Annotated in this window: 21 protein-coding genes; all 21 read right to left on the bottom strand. The window is 41.6% G+C overall.

All coding sequences use genetic code 11. The features are described 5' to 3' along the window. Positions 1 to 34: 34 nt before the first annotated feature. Positions 35 to 766 carry an RNA polymerase sigma factor FliA gene (locus ABJK37_RS16975; protein ID WP_215929110.1) on the bottom strand — a complete coding sequence of 244 codons (732 nt, stop codon included), beginning with the start codon at positions 764 to 766 and terminating at the stop codon, positions 35 to 37. Further along, positions 763 to 1629: a MinD/ParA family protein gene (locus ABJK37_RS16980; protein WP_348356435.1), complete on the bottom strand. Its 867-nt coding sequence runs from the start codon at positions 1627 to 1629 to the stop codon at positions 763 to 765. Before ABJK37_RS16980 ends, ABJK37_RS16975 begins: the two co-directional genes overlap by 4 nt. Continuing rightward, positions 1626 to 2933, bottom strand: a complete 1308-nt coding sequence (gene flhF, locus ABJK37_RS16985; RefSeq protein WP_348356437.1) for a flagellar biosynthesis protein FlhF — start codon at positions 2931 to 2933, stop codon at positions 1626 to 1628. The genes ABJK37_RS16980 and flhF overlap by 4 nt, the downstream gene beginning before the upstream one ends. A gap of 45 nt (positions 2934 to 2978) precedes the next feature. Next, positions 2979 to 5078, bottom strand: coding sequence for a flagellar biosynthesis protein FlhA (gene flhA, locus ABJK37_RS16990; RefSeq protein ID WP_348356439.1), 2100 nt, complete (start codon positions 5076 to 5078; stop codon positions 2979 to 2981). A gap of 106 nt (positions 5079 to 5184) precedes the next feature. Next, positions 5185 to 6309 carry a flagellar biosynthesis protein FlhB gene (gene flhB, locus ABJK37_RS16995; RefSeq protein ID WP_348356441.1) on the bottom strand — a complete coding sequence of 375 codons (1125 nt, stop codon included), beginning with the start codon at positions 6307 to 6309 and terminating at the stop codon, positions 5185 to 5187. A 17-nt stretch (positions 6310 to 6326) separates the two neighbouring features. After that, a complete protein-coding gene (gene fliR / locus ABJK37_RS17000) occupies positions 6327 to 7112 on the bottom strand; it encodes a flagellar biosynthetic protein FliR (RefSeq protein WP_348356443.1) in 786 nt (261 codons plus the stop codon). 33 nt (positions 7113 to 7145) lie between these two features. Continuing rightward, positions 7146 to 7415, bottom strand: coding sequence for a flagellar biosynthesis protein FliQ (gene fliQ, locus ABJK37_RS17005; protein WP_215929104.1), 270 nt, complete (start codon positions 7413 to 7415; stop codon positions 7146 to 7148). Positions 7416 to 7450: 35 nt separating this feature from the next. Then, positions 7451 to 8206, bottom strand: a complete 756-nt coding sequence (fliP, locus tag ABJK37_RS17010; protein WP_348356445.1) for a flagellar type III secretion system pore protein FliP — start codon at positions 8204 to 8206, stop codon at positions 7451 to 7453. Then, the gene (gene fliO / locus ABJK37_RS17015; RefSeq protein ID WP_348356447.1) at positions 8203 to 8715 is read right to left on the bottom strand and encodes a flagellar biosynthetic protein FliO; all 513 of its coding nucleotides are present in this window, start codon (positions 8713 to 8715) and stop codon (positions 8203 to 8205) included. The genes fliP and fliO overlap by 4 nt, the downstream gene beginning before the upstream one ends. Further along, positions 8675 to 9094 (bottom strand): flagellar motor switch protein FliN, encoded by a 420-nt coding sequence (gene fliN, locus ABJK37_RS17020; RefSeq protein ID WP_348356449.1) that lies wholly within the window; start codon positions 9092 to 9094, stop codon positions 8675 to 8677. The genes fliO and fliN overlap by 41 nt, the downstream gene beginning before the upstream one ends. Positions 9095 to 9123: 29 nt before the next feature. Then, positions 9124 to 10182: a flagellar motor switch protein FliM gene (gene fliM, locus ABJK37_RS17025; RefSeq protein WP_215929100.1), complete on the bottom strand. Its 1059-nt coding sequence runs from the start codon at positions 10180 to 10182 to the stop codon at positions 9124 to 9126. A gap of 28 nt (positions 10183 to 10210) precedes the next feature. After that, complete coding sequence (gene fliL, locus ABJK37_RS17030) at positions 10211 to 10732, bottom strand: flagellar basal body-associated protein FliL (RefSeq protein WP_348356452.1); 522 nt, start codon at positions 10730 to 10732, stop codon at positions 10211 to 10213. A 98-nt stretch (positions 10733 to 10830) separates the two neighbouring features. Further along, positions 10831 to 13140: a flagellar hook-length control protein FliK gene (locus ABJK37_RS17035; protein ID WP_348356454.1), complete on the bottom strand. Its 2310-nt coding sequence runs from the start codon at positions 13138 to 13140 to the stop codon at positions 10831 to 10833. Between the two features lie 212 nt (positions 13141 to 13352). Next, positions 13353 to 13787, bottom strand: a complete 435-nt coding sequence (gene fliJ, locus ABJK37_RS17040; protein WP_348356456.1) for a flagellar export protein FliJ — start codon at positions 13785 to 13787, stop codon at positions 13353 to 13355. 6 nt (positions 13788 to 13793) lie between these two features. Beyond that, entirely contained in the window at positions 13794 to 15128 is a 1335-nt protein-coding gene (gene fliI / locus ABJK37_RS17045) for a flagellar protein export ATPase FliI (protein WP_348356458.1), read from the bottom strand. 3 nt (positions 15129 to 15131) lie between these two features. Continuing rightward, positions 15132 to 15914: a flagellar assembly protein FliH gene (gene fliH / locus ABJK37_RS17050; RefSeq protein WP_348356460.1), complete on the bottom strand. Its 783-nt coding sequence runs from the start codon at positions 15912 to 15914 to the stop codon at positions 15132 to 15134. Between the two features lie 33 nt (positions 15915 to 15947). Further along, a complete protein-coding gene (gene fliG, locus ABJK37_RS17055) occupies positions 15948 to 16982 on the bottom strand; it encodes a flagellar motor switch protein FliG (RefSeq protein WP_348356462.1) in 1035 nt (344 codons plus the stop codon). Positions 16983 to 17019: 37 nt separating this feature from the next. Beyond that, a complete protein-coding gene (gene fliF / locus ABJK37_RS17060) occupies positions 17020 to 18720 on the bottom strand; it encodes a flagellar basal-body MS-ring/collar protein FliF (protein WP_348356464.1) in 1701 nt (566 codons plus the stop codon). A 10-nt stretch (positions 18721 to 18730) separates the two neighbouring features. Beyond that, positions 18731 to 19057: a flagellar hook-basal body complex protein FliE gene (fliE, locus tag ABJK37_RS17065; RefSeq protein ID WP_348356466.1), complete on the bottom strand. Its 327-nt coding sequence runs from the start codon at positions 19055 to 19057 to the stop codon at positions 18731 to 18733. A 281-nt stretch (positions 19058 to 19338) separates the two neighbouring features. Continuing rightward, on the bottom strand, positions 19339 to 20691 hold the full coding sequence (locus ABJK37_RS17070) for a sigma-54 dependent transcriptional regulator (protein WP_348356467.1): 1353 nt from the start codon (positions 20689 to 20691) through the stop codon (positions 19339 to 19341). After that, positions 20688 to 21887, bottom strand: a complete 1200-nt coding sequence (locus tag ABJK37_RS17075; protein ID WP_348356468.1) for an ATP-binding protein — start codon at positions 21885 to 21887, stop codon at positions 20688 to 20690. Before ABJK37_RS17075 ends, ABJK37_RS17070 begins: the two co-directional genes overlap by 4 nt. Positions 21888 to 21951: the final 64 nt, after the last annotated feature.

The following is a 21951-nucleotide window of genomic DNA, read 5'->3' on the forward strand; positions in this document are numbered from 1 at the left end:
ACACTTAGTTTAAAACCCAACTTTATTGCTATAATTATTTTTCGTTTGAACGCCAAGACTGCATGCGAGACTTAAGCTTTAACATCGCTTGGCTATGTATTTGACTCACTCTGGATTCACTTACATCCAGTACTTCACCAATTTCTCTTAAGTTCAGCTCTTCATCATAGTATAGAGACAATACAATTGCTTCACGCTCCGGCAATGTAGTAATGGCATGAGCCAGTGCTTTTTGAAACGAACCTTGAAGAAAATCTTCAAAGGGCGTGTCTGAACCTTTAGTTTGTTGTGTACTTATGACATCTTCCGTAACGCCTAAATCTTCTATCCCAATAATTTTTCCAGCATTCACCTCATTTAACATCTGGTGATAACTTTCAATGCTGACCTCTAGTTTGACTGCTACGTCTAAGTCTCTGGCGTCTCGTCCAGTTTCACGTTCTACTTGATTAATCGCTTCGGTAATAGCACGACCATTTTTATGCACAGAACGAGGCGTCCAATCTCCTTTGCGTATTTCATCTAACATCGATCCCCTAATACGGATCCCTGCGAACGTTTCAAAACTGGCACCTTTGCTACCATCAAAATTTCTCGACGCTTCTAGTAAGCCTATCATACCAGCCTGAATTAAATCATCGACTAACACACTAGCTGGTAGACGAGCGATTAAATGATGCGCAATTCGCTTAACCAACGAAGCATGTCTTTCTACCAACTCATTCTTATCGGCTAATTGTTGATAAGCGGCAGCTTTACTATTCACCTGTTATCGCCTACTACTTTTTTTGTGACCAGTTGTTCAAGAAAAAACTCCAAATGGCCACCGGGTTGATTGGGAATGGGCCATTCCATTGCTTTCTTCGCTAATCTTCTAATAGCCATAGCTGCCGGCGAAGTTGGAAATGCTTCAACTACAGCTTTTTGTTTTCTTACCGATTTTCGGACATTTTCATCAAACGGGATCACAGCCACAAGTTCTAATGCCACATCTAAAAATCTATTAGTTACCTTAGTCAATTTAGAAAATAACTCGTCGCCTTCGCGCATACTGCGCACCATATTAGCAACAATCTTAAATCTAAATATACCATGTTCTTTATTCAGAATTTTTATCAAAGCGTAAGCATCGGTGAGAGACGTTGGTTCATCACATACTACCATCATGATGTCTTGTGATGCTTTCGAAAAACTTAATACCATATCTGATATACCAGCCGCCGTATCAACAATCAATACATCAATTTGTGATTGTAATTCACTGAACGCCCGAATGAGACCTGCATGTTCGGTAGCGGTAAGTTCTGTCATCGATTGGCTTCCAGAGGTAGCTGGAGCAATCTTGATCCCATAAGGTCCTTCAACGAGCACCTCATCTAAAGTGCATTCACCAGACAAAACATGGGAAAGGTTTTTTTCCACTCTAAGGCCTAAAAGCACATCTACGTTAGCTAAGCCTAAATCGGCATCCAACACCATGACTCTCTTGCCTTGCTGAGCCAGAGATATTGCGGTATTGAGGGTAACATTTGTTTTCCCAACACCACCTTTTCCGCCGGTCACGGCTATTACTTTTATTAACCTAGATTGATTCATTCTTCTTAAGCTACTCGCTTGGTCCTCAATCATACTGCCACTGCTGCGTTATTAACGTGATTACCACTAGTATGAATTAAACCGAATTTTTTATAAAGCTTCGCAGCACTAGTAATTAAAAATTTTGTACTTGCAGGTTGCAAATCTTCAGGGACTCGTTGCCCGTCAGCCAAATAACAAATTTGTAGTTTGTTCTCAATTGCCACGCTAATTACCTCTCCTAAGCTGTAACACTCATCTAACTTAGTCAATATACACCCTTGCAGAGAAATCTGTCGATACTCATTTATAGTTTGTTGCATAACACGGTATTGGCAGTTTGCTTGCATCACCAGATAATGTCTAATGTTAGCACAAGAACTCTGTTTCATAGTATCTAACTGTTTGATTAATCTAGCATCTTTTTGACTGAAACCCGCTGTATCTACCAATACTAAACGTTTATTTCTAAATTGATAAAGTAAATCTGATAGATCGTCTGAATTTTGAGCTTGTTTAACACTACAACCAATTATCTTTCCATAAGTCGCTATCTGCTCAAATGCACCAATTCGATAATTGTCTAAAGTAATAATCGCCACTTGATCTGCACCAAATTTATGAGCGGCTTGTGCTGCTAACTTTGCGATTGTAGTGGTTTTGCCTGTACCAGTTGGCCCCATCAATGCCACTACACCCGCTTGGGACAAGATATCATCATGTTTGGTTTGTAATCTATTAGCCAATAGTTTTAGTAAGAATAACCAAGATTGTCTCTCATCAGCTTCTTCTGGCGCATATGACACCACTTCTTCTGCCAAAGGATCCGAAATTCCCATTTGCTGTAATCTTTGAAACAAATAGCCATGCAATGGATGTTTACGATTCTTTTCTTGTTCAATCAAGCCAGATACCTGAAATTGCAAAATATGACGTAAAGACGACAGCTCTTGCCGCATTTCCTTAAGGGCCTCCTGTTGCTGGTTATCTTGCTTAGCAGGAGCGGGGCGATTTGAATAAAGCGGCTGATTTTTTTCTGAAGGAGGCTCAATATCTTTAATCTGCGCAGGAGAGCTAGACTGAGCCTGTTTTTCTAACAGGGCTTTTAAACTGTCAGGACCCGTGTCACCAATAATTTCACTCAAAGTAGGCGTTTTTCTTACAACTTGAACTTGGGGCTGCGATTCAGTTTTATCAGCCAAAACTGGAGCATTGGGTTCTTTATCGTATGCGGCAACTATTTCGATACCGTCAGCATGTTTTTTGTTTGACATGATAACTGCATCTCCACCCAACTCATCCTTTACTTGTTTGAGCGCTTCTCGCATGTCTTTGCCATAAAACCGTCTGATTTTCATAAATACCCCTTAAATACCCACACTACTTCATTTGAATCCGTCATATTATTGACCCACGGCACTGACAATTTTGATTTGTTTGTCATCAGGAATTTCCTGATAGGACAACACATGTAATCCACTCACCGAGTGTTTTAAGAACTTTGACAATACAGGACGTAACATACCCGAAGTCAATAAAACTGCAGGTTCACCTGCCAATTCTTGTTGTTGAGACGCTTCATTTAACGAACCTTGTAAACGTTCTGCTAACCCAGGCTCTATACCTGCTCCATCGGCGCCACCAGCTTGAAGTGACTGGTGCAACATCTGTTCCAATTCTGGGGCCAAAGTAATAACAGGTATCTCAGGCAATCCGCCATTGATCTCTTGAACAATTAAACGCTTAAGGGCAATGCGTACCGCTGACACCAATACATCCGGATCTTGGCTTTTAGGACCAAACTCACATAAGGTCTGTACTATGCTGCGCATGTCTCTGATAGGTACACCTTCATAAAGCATGGTTTGTAAAACCTTAACGACTGTACTCAAGGGCAATATGTCAGGCACCAACCCTTCAACTAATTTAGGGCTGTTTTTAGCTAACAAGTCTAATAATTGTTGCACTTCTTCGTGGCCTAACAACTGGTAGGCATTATTGGTTAACAATTGACTTAGATGGGTCGCAACTACAGTAGCAGCGTCAACTACCGTATACCCTAAGGTTTGCGCGTGTTCTCTTTGATTAGCCCTGATCCAAACCGCATCCAAGCCAAAGGCAGGGTCTTTAGTCACTTTTCCTTCTAATTTTCCGAACACTTGCCCAGGGTTAATAGCCAACTCATCATCATGGCTCAATTCCGCTTCACCAACAGTGACCCCTAACATGGCGATTGTATAATTGTTTGGACTCAAGTCTAAGTTGTCGCGAATATGTACTGGAGGGATGAGGAAGCCCAGTTCTTGAGATAACTTTTTTCGTACCCCTTTGATGCGGGTAAGCAGCTCCCCGCCCTGAGCTTTATCCACCAGCGGGATTAGTCTATAACCCACTTCTAATCCAATGGTATCAACGTGCTGAACATCGTCCCAACCGAGCTCTTTCACTTCTAATGGTTGTTGATTTTGTTCAGGTAACGATTTCACCACTTCAGGCTCGTTGGCAATTTTTTGTGCTCGCCAATAGCTGTAATAGGCGTAGCCACCTACCACAGCACTAAACCCTAAAAAAGCAATGTGTGGCATTCCTGGTACGATACCCATCACAAATAAAATTGCGGAGGTAATATATAAAGCTCTTTGATTACCTAGCTGTCGACTTAACTCGTTACCCATTTCCTGTGAGTCATTCTCTCTCGTCACAATAATGGCAGTGGCTACTGAAAGCAGTAATGATGGAATTTGTGCCACTAAACCATCACCAATTGTTAATAAGGTATAAATTTCAATTGCGTCCCCAAAGGCTAGGTCATGCTGGATCATGCCAATAAATAAGCCACCTACAATATTAATTAACATGATGAATAGACCGGCAATAGCATCGCCTTTTACAAATTTAGAGGCACCGTCCATCGAGCCATAAAAGTCCGCTTCACTAGTGATCTCAAAACGGCGTTTACGGGCTTCATCAGAATCAATAAATCCAGCATTTAAGTCAGCGTCAATTGCCATTTGTTTGCCTGGCATAGCATCTAAAGTAAAACGCGCGCTGACTTCGGAAATACGCCCGGCACCAGCAGTAACTACTTTAAAATTAATAATAAGTAAAATCGCAAAAACCACTATACCGACGGCATAATTACCGCCAATTACGACTTCTCCGAAGGCTTGAATGACTTTACCAGCGGCGTCTCCACCTTCATGACCTTCTAATAAAACTATCCTGGTAGACGCCACATTTAAGGCAAGTCTCAAAACTGTGGCGATAAGTAACACTAGTGGAAATATGCCAAAATCAACGGGTTTCTTGGTAAACACCGAAACCAGAATGACAACTAAAGACAGGGCGATATTGAAACTGAAAAGAATATCTAGAAGAAATGCAGGCATTGGTAAAATCACCATGCCCATTATGGCCAACAAGACTATTGGCGCTCCTAACCCAGATGTAACTGACTTTAATTGGTTTTTATCAAACCTACCTAAATACGATGTGAGTTGCATAAACGAATTATTGACGCTTTGTTAATTTTGTTGACCTTAATAACAATAAAAGCAACTAGCGCGCCAAGTATCATAGAAACAACAATGATCTATCAACAAGTTAAAGTTAACGCCTCAATTCAGGTGGGATCGGTAAATTACGATTTAGAGGTTTCGGGCGCTTGCCTTTGCCTTGTTTAAAGGCTTTTAATTGATAAACGTAGGCTAGAACTTGAGCAACAGCCATAAACAATTTCTCTGGAATTTCATGCTCAGCTTCGGTGGAATAATAAATCGCCCTTGCCAGCATTGGAGAAGCAACAATTGGTACTTCGTGTGCGTTAGCGATAGTACGAATATGCATGGCCATTTCGTCTACCCCTTTTGCGACTAGGGTTGGTGCACGAGTGCCGAACTGGTCATACTTTAATGCCACAGAAAAATGAGTGGGGTTAGTGACAACGACATCCGCATTCGGCACTTCTTGCATCATACGATTTGCAGCGGCTTGATATTGTAACTTACGAATTCTACTTTTTACTTGGGGATCTCCATCAGCATTTTTGCGTTCGTCTTTGACTTCCTGCATAGACATTTTCATTTCTTTATTGTGTTTATAGTTCTGATAAGGCACATCAAACACAGCTATAGGGATCAAAGCACAACACATGATTAAAAAACCCCACGCAATTAACTCCATCGCGTGAAATAAATTACGGGGATACAACTCTAAGTCTAAATGCAGTGCTTCATCTTGAAACGTTATTAATGCGATATATGCCATTAATGCCACCACGACAAATTTAGCGATCGCTTTCAGCAACTCCACCACACTATTCATACCGAACATACGTTTAAACCCCGCTATCGGGCTTATTTTCTGTGCTTTTGGTTTAGCGCCATCCCAGGTGAAATTATAACCCCCTAATGCAATATTTCCGTAGATACCCGCAATGGTCACAATCACCATGTACAGTAGTACAGGCATACTAATTGTGTCGAAAGCGAACCCCCAAGCTTGGAACATGTGGGTAAAGTCATAGGTTTCATCCCGAGACAAAGTGAAAGTACGTTGCGTCACTTCAAATATGGAGCTGGCAATCATCGAACCAATCAGTAAAAAACTCACTGCACTCGAGATTAAAACTAAAGCGGTTGACAATTCTTTAGAACGGGCTATCTGTCCCTTTTTGCGGGAGTCCTCAATTTTTTTGGAGGTGGGTTCTTCTGTTTTTTCGTTTGCATCAGACATGATTTCCTCCCCTTAACCTACGGACAAACTAACACTAACTGACACATCATGCTCTGTGCCCGATCCCACATCACTTCAAAATGATGGGTTAAGTTGTCTAGAGTTAACCAAATTATTAGAAGTCCCATAATTTGTGCGATAGCAAAACCGATACTAAAGATATTTAATTGCGGCGCTGCTTTTGTCATGACTCCAAAAGCCAAGTTGACGATAAGCAACGAAACAATTGGTGCCAGAGAAATGGTGACGGCTGAAATAAACATCCAACCTGCCCAGTGAGCGATGTCTCTAAATTGTTCTGGAGCAAACCAAGCCACACCAATAGGAAAAGCTTCGAAACTCATTACAACCATGCGGATCATCGCTAAGTGCCCATCTAACGCCCAAAAAAGTAACGTGGCTAAAATAAGATAAAACTGCCCTACAGCAGGAACATTAATTCCATTGACCGGATCGACAATAGATGCGAAACCTAGCCCCGTTTGCAAGGCTACTATTTGCCCAGCCAAAACGAAGGTATTAAGCACCATATTAGATATAAACCCCAGTGCAATTCCGATAATTAGCTGCTGAATCACTAACAAAAATGTTCCTACAGAAAAAAGTTCTGCAGCAGGAATGGGCACTGGTGGTATGACTGGAATAATAATCAAGGTTAAGAACAACGTTAATAACGCTCGCGTCGTCGGAGCCACTGTTTTCGCACTTAAACCAACCATGGAGGTAAAAAGCCCAGCGATGCGCATAAATGGCAACAATAAATCGGCCAAGTACTGCATGATTGTAGTGGTGGTTATGTCCAAGGTTTTAACCTATAGCCAGAAAAGTCATGGTATCTAACCCACAACTTCTGGAATACGCTCGACAATAGTGAAAAAGAAATCCATAAGCTTTTGTACCAACCAATGCCCTCCCCAACTCAGAGCCAACAAAGTTACAATTAGCCGTGGCAGAAAACTCATAGTTTGTTCATTAATTGAAGTCGCGGCCTGAAACACAGCCACAATTAAACCTACAAATAAACTTGGAAGAATGATCGCTGAAACCAACAGAATAACCATCTGCAACGCTTCTTTAAGAATTTCTACAAAGACCTCTGGGCTCACAAGCTCACCTTAATCACGTTACTCATTGACATTCGCTACCCCATACCAAAACTGTTAGCTAAGGTACCAAAAACTAAATTCCAACCATCTACCAAAACAAATAACATGAGTTTAAATGGTAATGACACGATCATTGGTGACAACATCATCATACCCATGGCCATTAAGATCGAAGCAACCACTAAATCCAGGATCAAAAAGGGTATAAACAACATAAAACCAATTTGAAATGCCGTTTTTAGTTCGCTCGTTACAAACGCAGGGATCAGCACATTCATTGGTACATCAACAGGATCTTGAAATTGTCCATCCATACCACCTATTTGTACAAAAGTTTCCAAGTCCTTAACCCGAGTTTGCGCCAACATAAATGCGCGCAATGGCTCTTTACCTAATTCATAGGCTTGAATTGAAGTGATTTCTTCATTCAAATAAGGTTGTAATGCAGTTTCATTTATCTTTTCAAACACGGGAGCCATGATAAACATCGACAAGAATAAACTAACGCCAATCAAGATTTGATTTGAGGGAGATTGCTGCAAACCAATTGCTTGACGTAAAATAGATAGAACAATGATGATCCTTGTAAACGACGTCATCATCATCACAAAAGCGGGTAACAGACTCAGTGCAGTCATAATAGCTACGACTTGCAAAGTCATAGTATATTCCTGACTACCGTCTGGATTATCAGTGAGGGTTAACGCTGGGATCCCCGGTTCAGCTAAGACCGGACCGCAAATAAGACAAAGCACAAATATTAAACAAAACTTCACAGGTATTTTTTTCATGACTTTTCACTCTGAGATTTTGTTGAGGCTTGGTCTTTTTGAGTCATTGCTGGATTTATTTTACCTGCCATAAACAGCGCAAGTTTGTCTTTGAATTTATCGTTTCCGGAAGATAAAGGCGTCGCAGTTGTTATTGGGTTAGCTAGGGTCGCCAAGTGATTAATGTTGTGAGCTGTCACTCCCAACAAATGTTGCTCTCCAGCTACTTCAATCACCATGACTCGTTCTTTAGTGCCAGCCATCATCGACGCGACAACTTTAAGATTTGAAGTACCAGATTGAGTGACATTAAACCGACGCATCAGGAACGCCAGCATAAAAACAACGCCAATAACCAGCAGTAAAGACAGGAATATTGACACTATTGAAGTCGGGTTTGATAGAGATTGAGGCGCCGAATTAGCCTCAAAAGAGAAACTTAAACATGAGCCGAGAGTCATCCAAACCCATGTTTTATAAGAGTTTTGTTTATCTAAGCTTTTTGATTCTTTCCAGTTGACTAATAACATCAGTTAATCGAATACCAAATTTATCGTTGACTACTACTACTTCTCCATGAGCAATCAACGTGCCATTTACTAAAACATCTAATGGCTCTCCAGCAACCCGGTCAAGTTCCACGACTGATCCTTGGTTTAACTGTAGTAAATTTCTAATACTGATATTACTGCGACCCACTTCCATCGAGATAGTCACAGGAATATCTAAAATGGTATCCAATTTGCGTTTTTCTTTGGGCGTTATTTCGTGATCTTCATCAAACTCTTCAAGTTCGGCTATCTCGGCTCCAGCAATAGACTGCTCATCAGCGCCTTCTTGCTTACTTTCTTCGTCAGCCTGTTCGGCCATTGCCGCAGCCCAATCATCTAAACCGTCTTCTTCACTCATAATTTACTCCATACTCTTGATAACTGGATTTACCAATCATCTTCAAGGGTTTGTAATTCAGCGTCGCTGTCGATTCTGCGACCACCTTTTGTTAACAGTTGCAGCTCAGACTTCACAGAAGTCGGGCGCGGAATTTTTTCAATTATTTTCAGTGCTACATTATCTCTGGAGCGACCTAGCTTAGCTCTAAAAGTCGGTAGGTCTTCGATTAATACCGTAATATGTTCAGGCATTTCGATGGGGATCACAAAACCAGCTTCAAGCTCCATGACATCTTCTAAGGACAACTTCAAATCCATCATATGAGTAGATAACGCAACTTCCACATCCATGATTTCATCTCGTAACGCTTTGCTCCAGCGCAAATCAGTGTCTTCTTTATCACTTTGCACACCGGCATCTAATAGCTCACGAATGGGCTCTAACATCGAATACGGTAGAGATACATGGAAATCACCACCACCGCCGTCTAATTCAATGTGAAAAGAACTAATAACTACGACTTCTGTCGGACTCACTATATTGGCCATAGCAGGGTTGACTTCAGAGTCAAGATACTCGAACGAAACATCCATAACCGGCGCCCAAGCTTCTTTATAGTCTTCAAAGATCAGCTTTAACAGCATTTGAATGATACGACGTTCGGTTGGAGTAAACTCCCGCCCTTCAATTTTAGCGTGATAGCGTCCATCACCACCAAAAAAGTTATCAACCAAAATAAACACTAGCCTAGCTTCCATGGTAATCAAGCCCGTGCCTTTGAGAGGACGGAAACGCACCATATTCAAACTAGTCGGCACAAACAAAGTATGAATGTACTCGCCAAACTTAATCATTTGGATGCCATTAATAGAGACTTCTGCCGAGCGACGCATCATATTAAATAGACTGACTCGCATATGACGAGCAAATCGTTCGTTAACGATTTCAAGGGTTGGCATACGCCCACGAACGATCCTGTCTTGGGAAGAAAAATCGTATTCCATTGCCGAGCCATCAGACACACCACTGTCAACTTCTTCTTCTTCAACATCGTCTACACCATGTAATAGTGCATCAATTTCGTCTTGGGATAATAAATCGCTCAATCTAACTCTCTCATTAACTAATCAGTGATTACTGCATAACAAAACCAGTAAACAACACTTCTTCAACAGTTTGATTACCGCTAACGTCCATCATGGTTTTTTGCACTTCTTTCAAAGCGCTATCACGAATCGCAATTTTACCTGCCTCAGTGACTAAGTCGTCAGCATTAGCAGTACTAAATATTTTTAGCAACGTACCTTCAATCAAAGGAATATGCATTTTAGCTTGTTCTTCGTTATCGGAACCTCGCATCATTAACTGCACTTTAATTTCAACCAATCGGTCTCGGGTTGAGCCGGGCACATTAAACACAAAGGGTCTAGGCATTGCGACATACAAGGCTGTACCAGTTTTAACAATCGCCGCGCCTCCAGCTTCACCTTGCGCCATTGGTTCACCATCAATGGCTTGGGTGTCTGCGGCATCGTCCCCCATCAAAAAGAAATAGGCCGCACCTCCACCCGCAATAAGTAAGACAACAGCAACGATGATAATAATCAGTTTGCTTTTTTTGCCGCCTTCTTCCATTTTTAACTCTTCTTCAGCCATGCTCATCTCTCAAATTACTAAACAATTGTATTAGTATCAGGCCCAAAGCTAATTTGGCAAAGCCCTTTAACCCATTTAGTTGCAATTTCTCCTTCAATTTATACAAAATAATCTATGCCACCTAAGGCACCATTAACAATATTTTGTTGGGCTAATACTTGGTCAGGTACCTCAAGGCTATCTGCTTCATCATTTCCTGCGCCACCTTGCTGGGTAAATTCACCTTCGCCTTGGTTTTGTTGAGCATCATTTTCTTGACGCACTGATGACTGCCCCAGTTCAATACCTTTTTCTGCCAACATTTCTCTTAACCTTGGGGTGGCGTTGTCAACGGCATCTCTTGCTAATTGAGACTGAACCACAAAATTCACAGTTGCAGACTCTCCTGACATTGCGACTTTAACATTTACTGATCCGAGTTCGGCGGGATCAAGTCGAATTTCAGCAACAAGATTTTTGGTATTAACCATCCAACGAACTTTTTCTGCCAACTGTTGATGACCCTCCGGCTTAGTAATATTGACGGCTTTGTCAAACTTTGATTCAAGCTGGTTGAGTTGCAACTGCTTACTTTGCTCACCTTGCACTTGGGCCACATCTCGCAATGTCGCGCTATATATTTGATCATGACGTTCCTCAATTGAACGGTTCATAGACTGCGCTAGGTCTAACACCTGAGAAACACTGCTGGCTATTTGCTCTAAATTAACAGTGGTTTTAACAACAGTTGTTGTGGCCACATCAGTATTTTTAGGTAATGCGTCAGAAATCAAAGCTTTCAAATCAATACCGGGATCTCTGCCTTGAGATAGTTGACTCTTAAACTCTTCTAATCCTGCCTTTAAAGCGGCGATAAAGTCTTTTGTAGAGGTATCATTGGCGCTAATTATTTCAGCGACTTTAGGTGCGATTAGCTGTGATGCAATTTTTTCTGACTGACCAGACTCGGATGTGTTGTTACTTTCGAAAATCCTTTGCGCAATATTTTCTAGTACTTTTTCCAACTTAGCATCAGATAAATTCAAAATACTTTTAATGTCACTTTCCTGTACTGTATTTGCAGTGTTAAGGTTGGGTTGTTTGTTAGACGATGCTTGATTGATTAGCACTTCTTGTTCGACTAATTCAACTGAATCTGCTTGGGAAATGTCAGCTTTTAGATCCAGTTCAGTATGCGCTGGTTGCACAAGATTTTTTGCCACGTCAGGCTCCACCACCTTGTCCACTTTTACGGGCTCTCGAGTATTTTGTGTATCAGATTCAGTAAGTAAGGCTTTTAATAACTTCTTATCCTCCGCTACCGACACATCGACTGGCGGGGTATTTTCTAACGGTTGTTTCACCCGTTTAATTTGATCATCAGTCTCACTTATAGCCACATCAACAGTGGGCGTATCTACAACGTCACTGTTCTGAGTCATTTCCTGGAGCTTACTATTTAGTTGTTGCAGCACCTCTGGCTTTTCCAACAGCAACTCAGCGGCTTTTTGTTTAATTTCAATTTGCGACAATTCTTTAGCATCAGAATTGGCTAGCACCTCACTTAACACTTTATCAACCAGATCGGAGACATTCTGAGCGGATTGTAAATTAGTAAGCGATATATCACTATTTTCAGAATTCTGTACGCCACTATCTTGGCCTTCATTAGAGGAGAGGGTTTGCTCCACTCGCTTCTTAGAGCTCACTGTTGAGGCATTTGAATCTTTGATGTCGTCAACTGGCGCGGCAACGTAGCCGTCTAAAGAAATTCGAGAATTGTCAGCAAAAGAACGCTGTGTTATTTGTTCCAATACTTCTTGTTCCGATTGATTGAGCAATGATAAATCGACAGAGGTTCCATCAAGCTCCTGCAAAGTAGATAAAATAGACTCTTCATTTGCTGCTAATTTTTTTAGATTATCAATCAATAAAACCCATTCTTCAGCTACAATCTCAGATGTTTCGTCGCTTGCCTGTTTAGGCTGTTGACTTGAAGGTAACGCTGTTTGTGTTTTATCACCGGCGTCTTCCCTGTTTACAACCTCGATAGAATGACTCTTTTCACTATGTTCTGCGTCAGTGACTTTCTCATTTCCTTTGATAGAAATTTTATCTTGTGAGGACGCTGATTTAGTCGTTTCATCTGACTTTGAGTGACGACTTGAAGCAGAATGATTTTCTGTTGTGTCTTCACTTTTCAATGAAGAAGCATCACTTTTTGCAATGTCACTAGCTTGCTGTGACTGCTGCTTGTTAATTCCTAGAGACGCAGAATTAGATTTAACTATGACGGGATCACTCGTTTCGTGATCTTGCAGTATCTTACCAAATTGCGTATTTGCAGCAGAATCCACCTTTGAACTAGACTCTGTACCTGTGGCAAAAGCGGCAACTTCTGATTTGCTAGTGGCAACATGTTGCATCATTATTTGCTATCCCTCGAACTGAGACATTTCAGCTAATCGACTGACTTATAAGAACTTTATGTAGAATACTGTCGTTTCTAATTAACATTTCTGTGATAAGTCTAGTTTTAGATTAACTCTAATATTGTTTAATTAGCTATGACTCAGCAAAGACCATTCCAATTTGTTTTTTTTAGCAGCAATAAGATGGACTAGGGTATGAAAGACAATCATTACTTGCGCATAAATTTTTGTAGTGACAATTCATCTAACATTGTTTGCTCTAGTTTATCTTCACGTTTTAGCTTGGCTTGATGTTGTTTATCCAACAACATTTCCACTGCTTTGCGTTTTCGCTGTTGCGCCAGCCATTGCATCCGCCTTTGATCAGCCACTCGCATTGCTTGATTTAACGCTTGTAACTGCATTTCACAGGCTTTGTCTAACTTACCAATAAATTGCTGATGTTGACCAAAAGTCACACTACCAACACCTTGTTTTGCTCGGGTTTGAGCTTCTCGCAAATAATTTAAGCGGTAGTTTTCTAATCCAGACAGTTTCTGTTTGTTATCTTGAGCATACTGTTGTGCCAACTGAAAATCTTGCACTAATTTTTGTTCTTTTTGTCGCTCCCAGTCAGCAACCATCTGTAATTGTGATTGTGCCATTGAACGTTACCCTTTACCCAATCCGCCACTTAAGGTGGTCATGTCTGCTGTACTCTGTTCAAAACCTATAATTTGTTGCATCCCTTGCTGTAAAAACGCATTGATGGCGGGTTCCGCGTTTATCGCTAAATCAATCCTTGGATCCGTGCCCTTGGTATACGCACCAATACTAATTAAGTCTCGATTACGTTGATAATTAGAATAGACTTGGCGAATTCGTCTCGCTCCCAGAATATGTTCTTCGGGAACCACCATAGGCATCACTCGACTGATTGATGCCTCAATATCGATAGCTGGATAATGACCTGAATCAGCTAGGTCCCTAGAAAGAACGATATGACCATCAAGAATTGCTCTGGCCGCATCGGCTATAGGGTCCTGTAAATCATCACCTTCGGTCAATACTGTATAAAATGCGGTAATAGAACCTTGGTTTTCGCTTCCATTACCTGCACGTTCTACCAGTGTCGGTAGTCTGGCGAACACGGAGGGCGGATATCCTTTAGTGGCAGGAGGCTCACCTACGGCTAACGCTATTTCTCGCTGCGCCATGGCATAACGCGTTAATGAATCAATCAGCAGCAGTACATTTAAACCTTTGTCTCGAAAATACTCGGCAATAGTGACGGCTGTTTCACAACCTTTTAATCGCATCAATGGTGAAGTATCAGCAGGTGATGCGACTACGACTGATTTGGCACGTTCCTCTTCACCCAAAATATCTTGGATAAATTCTTTTACTTCTCTTCCTCTTTCCCCCACTAAACCAACTACCACCACATCAGCTGCAGTGCCCCGAGTCATCATGCCCATCAACACACTTTTACCTACACCACTTCCTGCAAACAAACCTATTCGCTGACCCAAGCCTACAGTAATGATTGAATTGATTGCTCTTACTCCCACATCTAAAGGCTGAGTAATAGGCTTACGAATGAGAGGATTCATTGGCGGTCTAGACAATGGAACACGTTTTTCGGCTTTTACAGGCCCTAAGCCGTCTAGAGGTTGACCGTTGCCATCTACTACCCTGCCCAATAATTCCATACCAACAGCTAAACCTTGCTCGCGATTTAGTGGCTGAACCCGTGAACCAGGCACAATTCCTTTAACGGCTTCAGTTGGCATTAAGTAGGTGATATTTTCAGCAAAACCAACCACTTCGGCTTCAATCTCACCGTCCATAGTTTGGATTAAACACTGACTGCCAACAGGCATTTGACAACCTACCGCTTCAAGGGTTAACCCTATTCCACGCACCAGCTTCCCACAAGCAACAACGGGGCTCTGGGGTACCTGCTCTTTTAAACGTTTAATTCTATCTAACATGGCAGCAGACATAACTTACTCGTCAATTGCGCTAACTTGACTCAATCCTTGTTCTAACAAAAATTTATCTATCACGTCTTTAACGCGCCGCTCTACCGTTACATCAACCGCATTTGATTGCGTTACAATTTCGCATCCTCCAGCTGATAATTCTGGCGATTCCATAAAATCCCAATGATGTTTAGCGATTTCTTCTGGAGTAAAATGATCGTTGACCAATTTAATATCATCCGGATGTAGGCGTATCTGGTAGTGTTTTTCTTGTATAGGTAAGGCTTTTAATCCTTCACTTAACGCTTGAAAAATTAAATCTGTATTGGTTTTCACCTCACTGCGGATCACACCTTTAGCAAGACTGACGGCCAACAGCACGAGTTCTTTTTCTAGTTCTTTGTCTACATTGGCAACAGGGTTATTAAGACTCTCAATTAATGATGTCCAATTCGCCAACAGCTGCTGAACCTGTTCTTCTCCAGCAAGCATCCCTTGTTTTTCACCTTCTTCTAAACCTTTTGTAAAACCTTCCTCATGCCCTTTTAACACGCCTTCTTCAGCACCTTGAGCATGCCCTTCTAAATGCCCTTGAGCGAATCCCTCGGCATGGGCTTGTGCCCGAATTGTTTCAATTTCTTCGGCTGTGGGAGGCAAAACTTCTATTTCGGGCTCAGGGGGTTCGTATTTCCATTCAGGCCTACGATTGAGGGCATTAGTAGATTTGTCATTTTGCGCTAAAGTAGTGTCTTCAACGTAAGGCAAATCCCAAGCTTTAATGTTCTCGTCTTGCCCGTCTGCGGTCATAGCTTACATGCCTCAATAATATCATTAGTACGCTTACAAGAATTCATCGCCACCGCCGCCACCTAACATGATCTCACCCGCATCTGCTAAACGTCTGGCCACTGACAAAATTTCTTTCTGGGCGGTTTCCACTTCGCTAATACGTACTGGCCCCATAGCCTCAAGATCATCAATCAACATTTCTGCAGCGCGTTTAGACATGTTTTTGGTAATTTTCTCTTTAAGCTCACTTTCGGCACCTTTAATTGCTTTGAGCAGCGCGTCTTGTTGTACTTCGCGCAAGATAGCTTGAATTGCTCTGTCATCAACATCTGCTAAGTTATCGAACACAAACATTAAGTCTTGGATTTGTTGACTCATTTCTTCGTCTTGTTCACGGATAGCGTCCATTAATTGACCTTCAATGTTGGTATCCAAATAGTTCATGATATCTGCAGCTGATTTCAAGCCGCCCATTTTGGCTGCTTGCGTACCTGCTTGCCCAGCAAATTGTTTCTCCATGATTTCATTTAATTCTTGTAATGCAGCTGGTTGCACCTCTTCTAAATTGGCGACTCTCATCATTAAGTCTAAACGAACTTTTTCGGGGAACTGACTTAGTATTTCCGCAGATTGCTCTGCATCTAAGTACGACATAACAATTGTTTGAATTTGAGGATGTTCATTGCGAATAATGCTCGCGACTTGTTTTGAATCCATCCACTTAAGTGAGTCCAAACCCTTCGCGCCGGTTCCCATCAATATCTGATCGATAAGATTAGCTGCTTTGTCTTCGCCTAAAGCGGAGGTTAACGCTCGTTTAACAAAATCAGTGCTTTGGAATCCAATGGTACTGTAGTTTTGAATTTCTTCGATAAAATGCTTGTGCACCGCTGTGATTTTAGACTGAGTCATATCATCAATTTGAGCCATAGCTTGACCCAATTTTTGAACCTGCTTCGGCTCTAAATGCTTAAGAATCTGCGCCGCATCATCTTCCGTTAAACTCAGCAGTAAAATAGCGGCTTTGTCTACGCCTTCTAATTTTCCTACGTCGTAACCCGCTTCTTCAATTTGTTCTTCAGCCACAGTTTAATCCTCAAGATCCCAGATGTTAATTTTAGACCTAATCATCAAGCATCATCCAATTTTTCACTACTTGCGAGGAGAGTTCTGGTTCATTTGCCACCAGTGCCCTAACCGCTTTGAGTATATCTTCATCTTTATGTAAGTCTGGCAGCATAAAGGTGCCATCTGCTGCAAATCCGACTTGTGATTCGTCAAACTCTTCTGCTAATAGGCTAATAGTTTCATCACCTAAATCTAACCCTTCATCAGCATCAAATTCATCAGCCTTCATTTCATCTGGATTAATAAGTTTACTAACCATTGGTTTCACAACCACAAAGAACATTAGAACAATAATAAAGAAACTACCTATCCATTTTATTAGAGGCAGTATTTTGGGATCTTCCCAAAACGGCACTTCGGCCAGCTCCACTTCACCTTCTCGGTTAAATGGAATGCTCACGACTTCTAACGAATCTCCACGTGTAACATCAAAGCCTATTCCACCTTGCAGTAAGCGGCGTATATCTAACAATTCAGCTTGAGAGCGAGGAGCACTTGTTACCGTTCCATCAGCCGCAGTAGTGCTAACATAATCCAATGCGACAGAAACGCTTAAACGGCGAATCATTCCTACTTGTTGTTTAGTATGGCTGACAGTGGTATCCAACTCGTAGTTACGAGTTTCTTCTTTATGGTTACGTCCGGGGGTTTGTTGCGTTGAGCCACCGTTAGCTCGCTCCGGAATGTTTGAGTCCAGTGGAGGTTGATTGGTTAATGCCCCAGGGATCCCCGCAATGACTCCACCAATACTATTTTCTTCAACGGTCATTTCACTGCGAACGGCTGGTAAATCGGGATTGTAGCTGCGCTGGGTTTGCTCAACAGAGGTAAAGTCCATCGTTACGTCAGCTTGCGCTGTATAATTACCTAAACCTAAGACTGGAATAAGAATGGAATCTATTTTTTCCATATAGGCATTTTCACGTTTTTTTTCTATTTCGTATTCTTTACGAGAGCGAGCAGATTCGGCTCCTTGAGACCCTGAATTTAATAAACGTCCATTACTGTTAGTAACCGTTACTCTATCGGGTTCTAATCCTTGTACTGCTGACGCGACTATATCTATAATCGAGTTCACTTCTCCAGTTGAGATCATCGATCCTCGTCTGGCAGTAACGACTACCGTAGCACTGGCTTGTTTTTCCCGACGAGCAAAAACATTAGCTTCCGGTAAGGCTAACAATACCTTGGCCCGAGTAATCGCAGTCATTTCTTCAATTGTGCTGGCGATTTGTTTTTCTCTAGCGTGTTTTAGTCGTACTTTTTCAACCCTTTGACTGACACCAAACCCCATATCTTGCATGATAATATCAGCGCCAGCTGATTCACCTTGGGTAATGCCTTGACGAGTCATTCCTAATTTAATTTTTTGGTATTGTTCACTACTGACGTAAATAGTGTTGCCTTCCAAACGATAATCAATTTGCGCCTGATCAAGGTAATCTAAGGTTTCAATTAACTCTTGGGTTTCCATACTCGCCATAGGACGGTAATCGGGTTCGTTAGCCCATATTAAAATAAATACAGCAATGGCGACACATATCACTAAGGCAACGATCAGGGTAATTTGGCGCACCATATCAGTACTGCCAATAGAATCCATAAAACCAGATTTTTGTTCTGTGCTCGACTCATCTGGATACGTATCAGTATCCATATCACTCATCGCCAATTCTGTACTTGCTGCTTCAGCCACTAGTTAACTCCTAAACTGGCATGTTCATTATTTGTTTATAGGCGTCAAGTACCTTATTGCGTACTTGAATAGTCGCCTCAAACGCAATTCCAGCTTTTTCTTTGGCTACCATTACATCTGCAAGGCTTAAGCTTTTGTCACCCATCTCAAACGCCATTGCCATGTCTTTGGAGTGCAATTGCATGTCATTAACGTTACCAATAGCGTTACTCAGTAAATCCGCGAAATTCTGTGAAGAAGGATTTCCTTGAATAGCATTTCCTTCCGTAATTCCCAATTTTGACTGCTCGGCCATGCCTTGCATTTCTTGGTATAGTGAATGTGCTTTGATGTCCATAAGACGCTCCGCTGGCAAAAGACATATTCTGACTTTGCAATTAACCTAAGTATCTATGTAGCTGATAGCAAGGTAAGTGCCAAATAGTTAGTCACAGAAAAAACAATAAATACCTATAATATTCAACTAGTTATACTAGAATGAAATGTTTTTTTGTGGTGTCAGATTCTTGACAGCTGAATAAACAAACGAAACAAATAGCAATAGTCAACCCAAACAAAAGAAAAGCCACCGTTCTAGGTGGCCAAAGGACTCGCATCTGCGACACTATAAATTTGTTTTTAAGCGGGTAATTCAATTCCTACTTCGCGCATTTTCGCGAGTTTGTAACGTAAGGTTCTAGGACTAATACCTAATCTTTGCGCCACATCTTTACGACGACCTTTACAACTTTGTAAGGTATCAAGAATAATTTGATGCTCTTGCTGACGTAACTCAGAGCCTAGTTTACTGTTGTCTTCTTCAAAGCTTGAAGCTTCGTCTGTGGGCACAGGTATTGATGTCGACAAATCATGTTCGATCAATAAATCCTGAGCATCAATATGGTTTCCATCAGATAATATCAACGCCCGTTGGATCACATTTTCAAGCTCTCGAACATTGCCAGGCCAGTTATGCTGTAACAATTTACTGCGACCTGCCGCCGTAAGTTTTAAAATCTCGTTACCCTGTTTCTGACAATGACGTTCTATTAAATGTTCAGCCAAAGGAATAATATCACCCGCTCTTTTGTCTAAGGGTAACCAGGTAAGTGGAAACACATTTAGGCGGTAATACAAATCTTCTCTAAATTCACCTAAATCCACCGTCTGTTTTAGATTTCTGTTACTCGTGGCTATCACTCTGACATCTAAGGCGATGGTTTTACGTCCACCTAATCTCTCGACCTCTTTTTCTTGAAGAACCCGTAGCAACTTCACTTGTAAGTTCAAGTCCATTTCACTAATTTCATCTAGTAAGATGGTCCCGCCTTGCGCTTGTTCAAATTTTCCGGGGCACGCTTGAATTGCTCCTGTAAACGCGCCTTTTTCGTAACCAAACAGTGTTGCTTCTAACATATTTTCAGGAATAGCTGCGCAGTTAATCGCCACAAAGTTTTCATGTCTACGACAGGATTGATCATGAATAAAACGCGCTAACACTTCCTTGCCTGAACCGCTTGGACCTAAAACCATTACTGTTGCCTCAGACCTTGCCACTTTTTTAGCTAACGTTAGCAACTGTAAGCTCATTGGGTCTTCTGCAACCGGTGTCCAAGACTCTACTTTTTGAGCCGGAGCATAACGCCCTACCAAATTTAATAACACTTCAGGAGCAAATGGCTTTGACAGATAATCAGTAGCGCCATCACGCATGGCTTGCACAGCATCATCAATGGTTGCGTAGGCTGTCATTAATAAAATGGCTAGATTGGGATATTTATTTTTTATATTTTTGAGTAGTGATAGGCCACTCATGCCCCCCATCTGAATGTCACTCACCACTAGGTCAACTGAGTGCTCAGATAATTTGATCATGGCTTGTTCGCCACTGTCTGCTTCGATGACTTGATAACCACCAAGCAACAAGGTGTCTACTAATGCTTCTCTTAGACCAGCATCGTCTTCTACAATCAGTACTTTAGCTTGAATCATACTTTAGCTCCCGTCACGTTTGTATATCGTTGAGACTGTGCAGTTTGTGTCGGCACAATAGTTTGCTGTGATGTTTGATTGGTACCAAAAGCAGGCAAGCGCAAAGTAAAACAAGCACCACCATCTGCTAAATTAGTCACGTGGACGTTTCCTTGATGCGACTGAGCGACGCTTCTGACCACAGCCAGACCTAAACCTGTTCCATTACTTTTAGTGGTAAAAAACGGTTCAAAGATGCGATTTATATTTTCAGGTTCGATACCGGGGCCATTATCGGTGACTGATACGTTCACCCACTCTTGATTATCACTTTGACGATTAGCAACAATGTTAATCAACGCATTATTGGGTTTGACAGTTAACGCGTTATGGATCAAATTTTGTAAGGCGCCTACTAATGCGGTTTTATTACCTAAAATCACCACATCAGGATCGGGCATTGAAATCACTAACTTGGCCTGCTGATTTTGCAACATTGCATCAGCGCCTTGTTGTACTTCTTGCATGAGGCTGTGCAACGAAATTTCACTTATGACTTGTTCTTCGCCACTTTTAGCAAACAGCAACATATCATTTACTTGGCTTTCTAAGTCTCTCAACCTTGAAACAAGTTTGTTGCTAAATTTTTCGCGGGAAATGTTGTTTAATGAATGATTCGATAAATTTGCTGCGTATAACATCGCCGCCGATAAGGGAGTACGAATTTGGTGCGCCAAAGAAGCGACCATTCTTCCTAAAGAGGATAATTTCTGTAAATGTCCAATACGCTGCTGTAATTGTCTGGTTTCGGTTAAATCAGTTAGTACAATTAGTTGTCCCGGTTCTTTTTCTAACGGAGTAATAGATAATTTAACCTTACGTCCATCATAGAGTGACACCTCGTGACCATCATCCGCCTGGGGTTTGAACGAACGTGTGATAATAGTGCGCCACAACTGGCCTTCCAATGGCTCTCCCAGAAGAGCATTTGCCAAATTATTTGACTGCCTTACAAATCCTTTACCGTCTATTACTACTACGCCGGCAGGCATAACTTGCAATAAATGCTCTAATCGATTTGCTTGCAAACGCAATGCGTCTAATTCTTGAGATTTTGATACATGTGATGCTTTTTGTAATGCGTCGTGGCGAACCACTTCGCCAAGAGCAGACAGCGCATCACGCTGTGTTTCATTCAAGATGTTACTAGTACCCATACATTCCTCACGTCAAAACATAGACATAATAATTTCAGGTAGAGTAAAGCACATGCCATGCCAA

Origin of the sequence: Paraglaciecola sp. (assembly GCF_039964565.1) — a bacterium.
GTDB lineage: Bacteria > Pseudomonadota > Gammaproteobacteria > Enterobacterales > Alteromonadaceae > Paraglaciecola.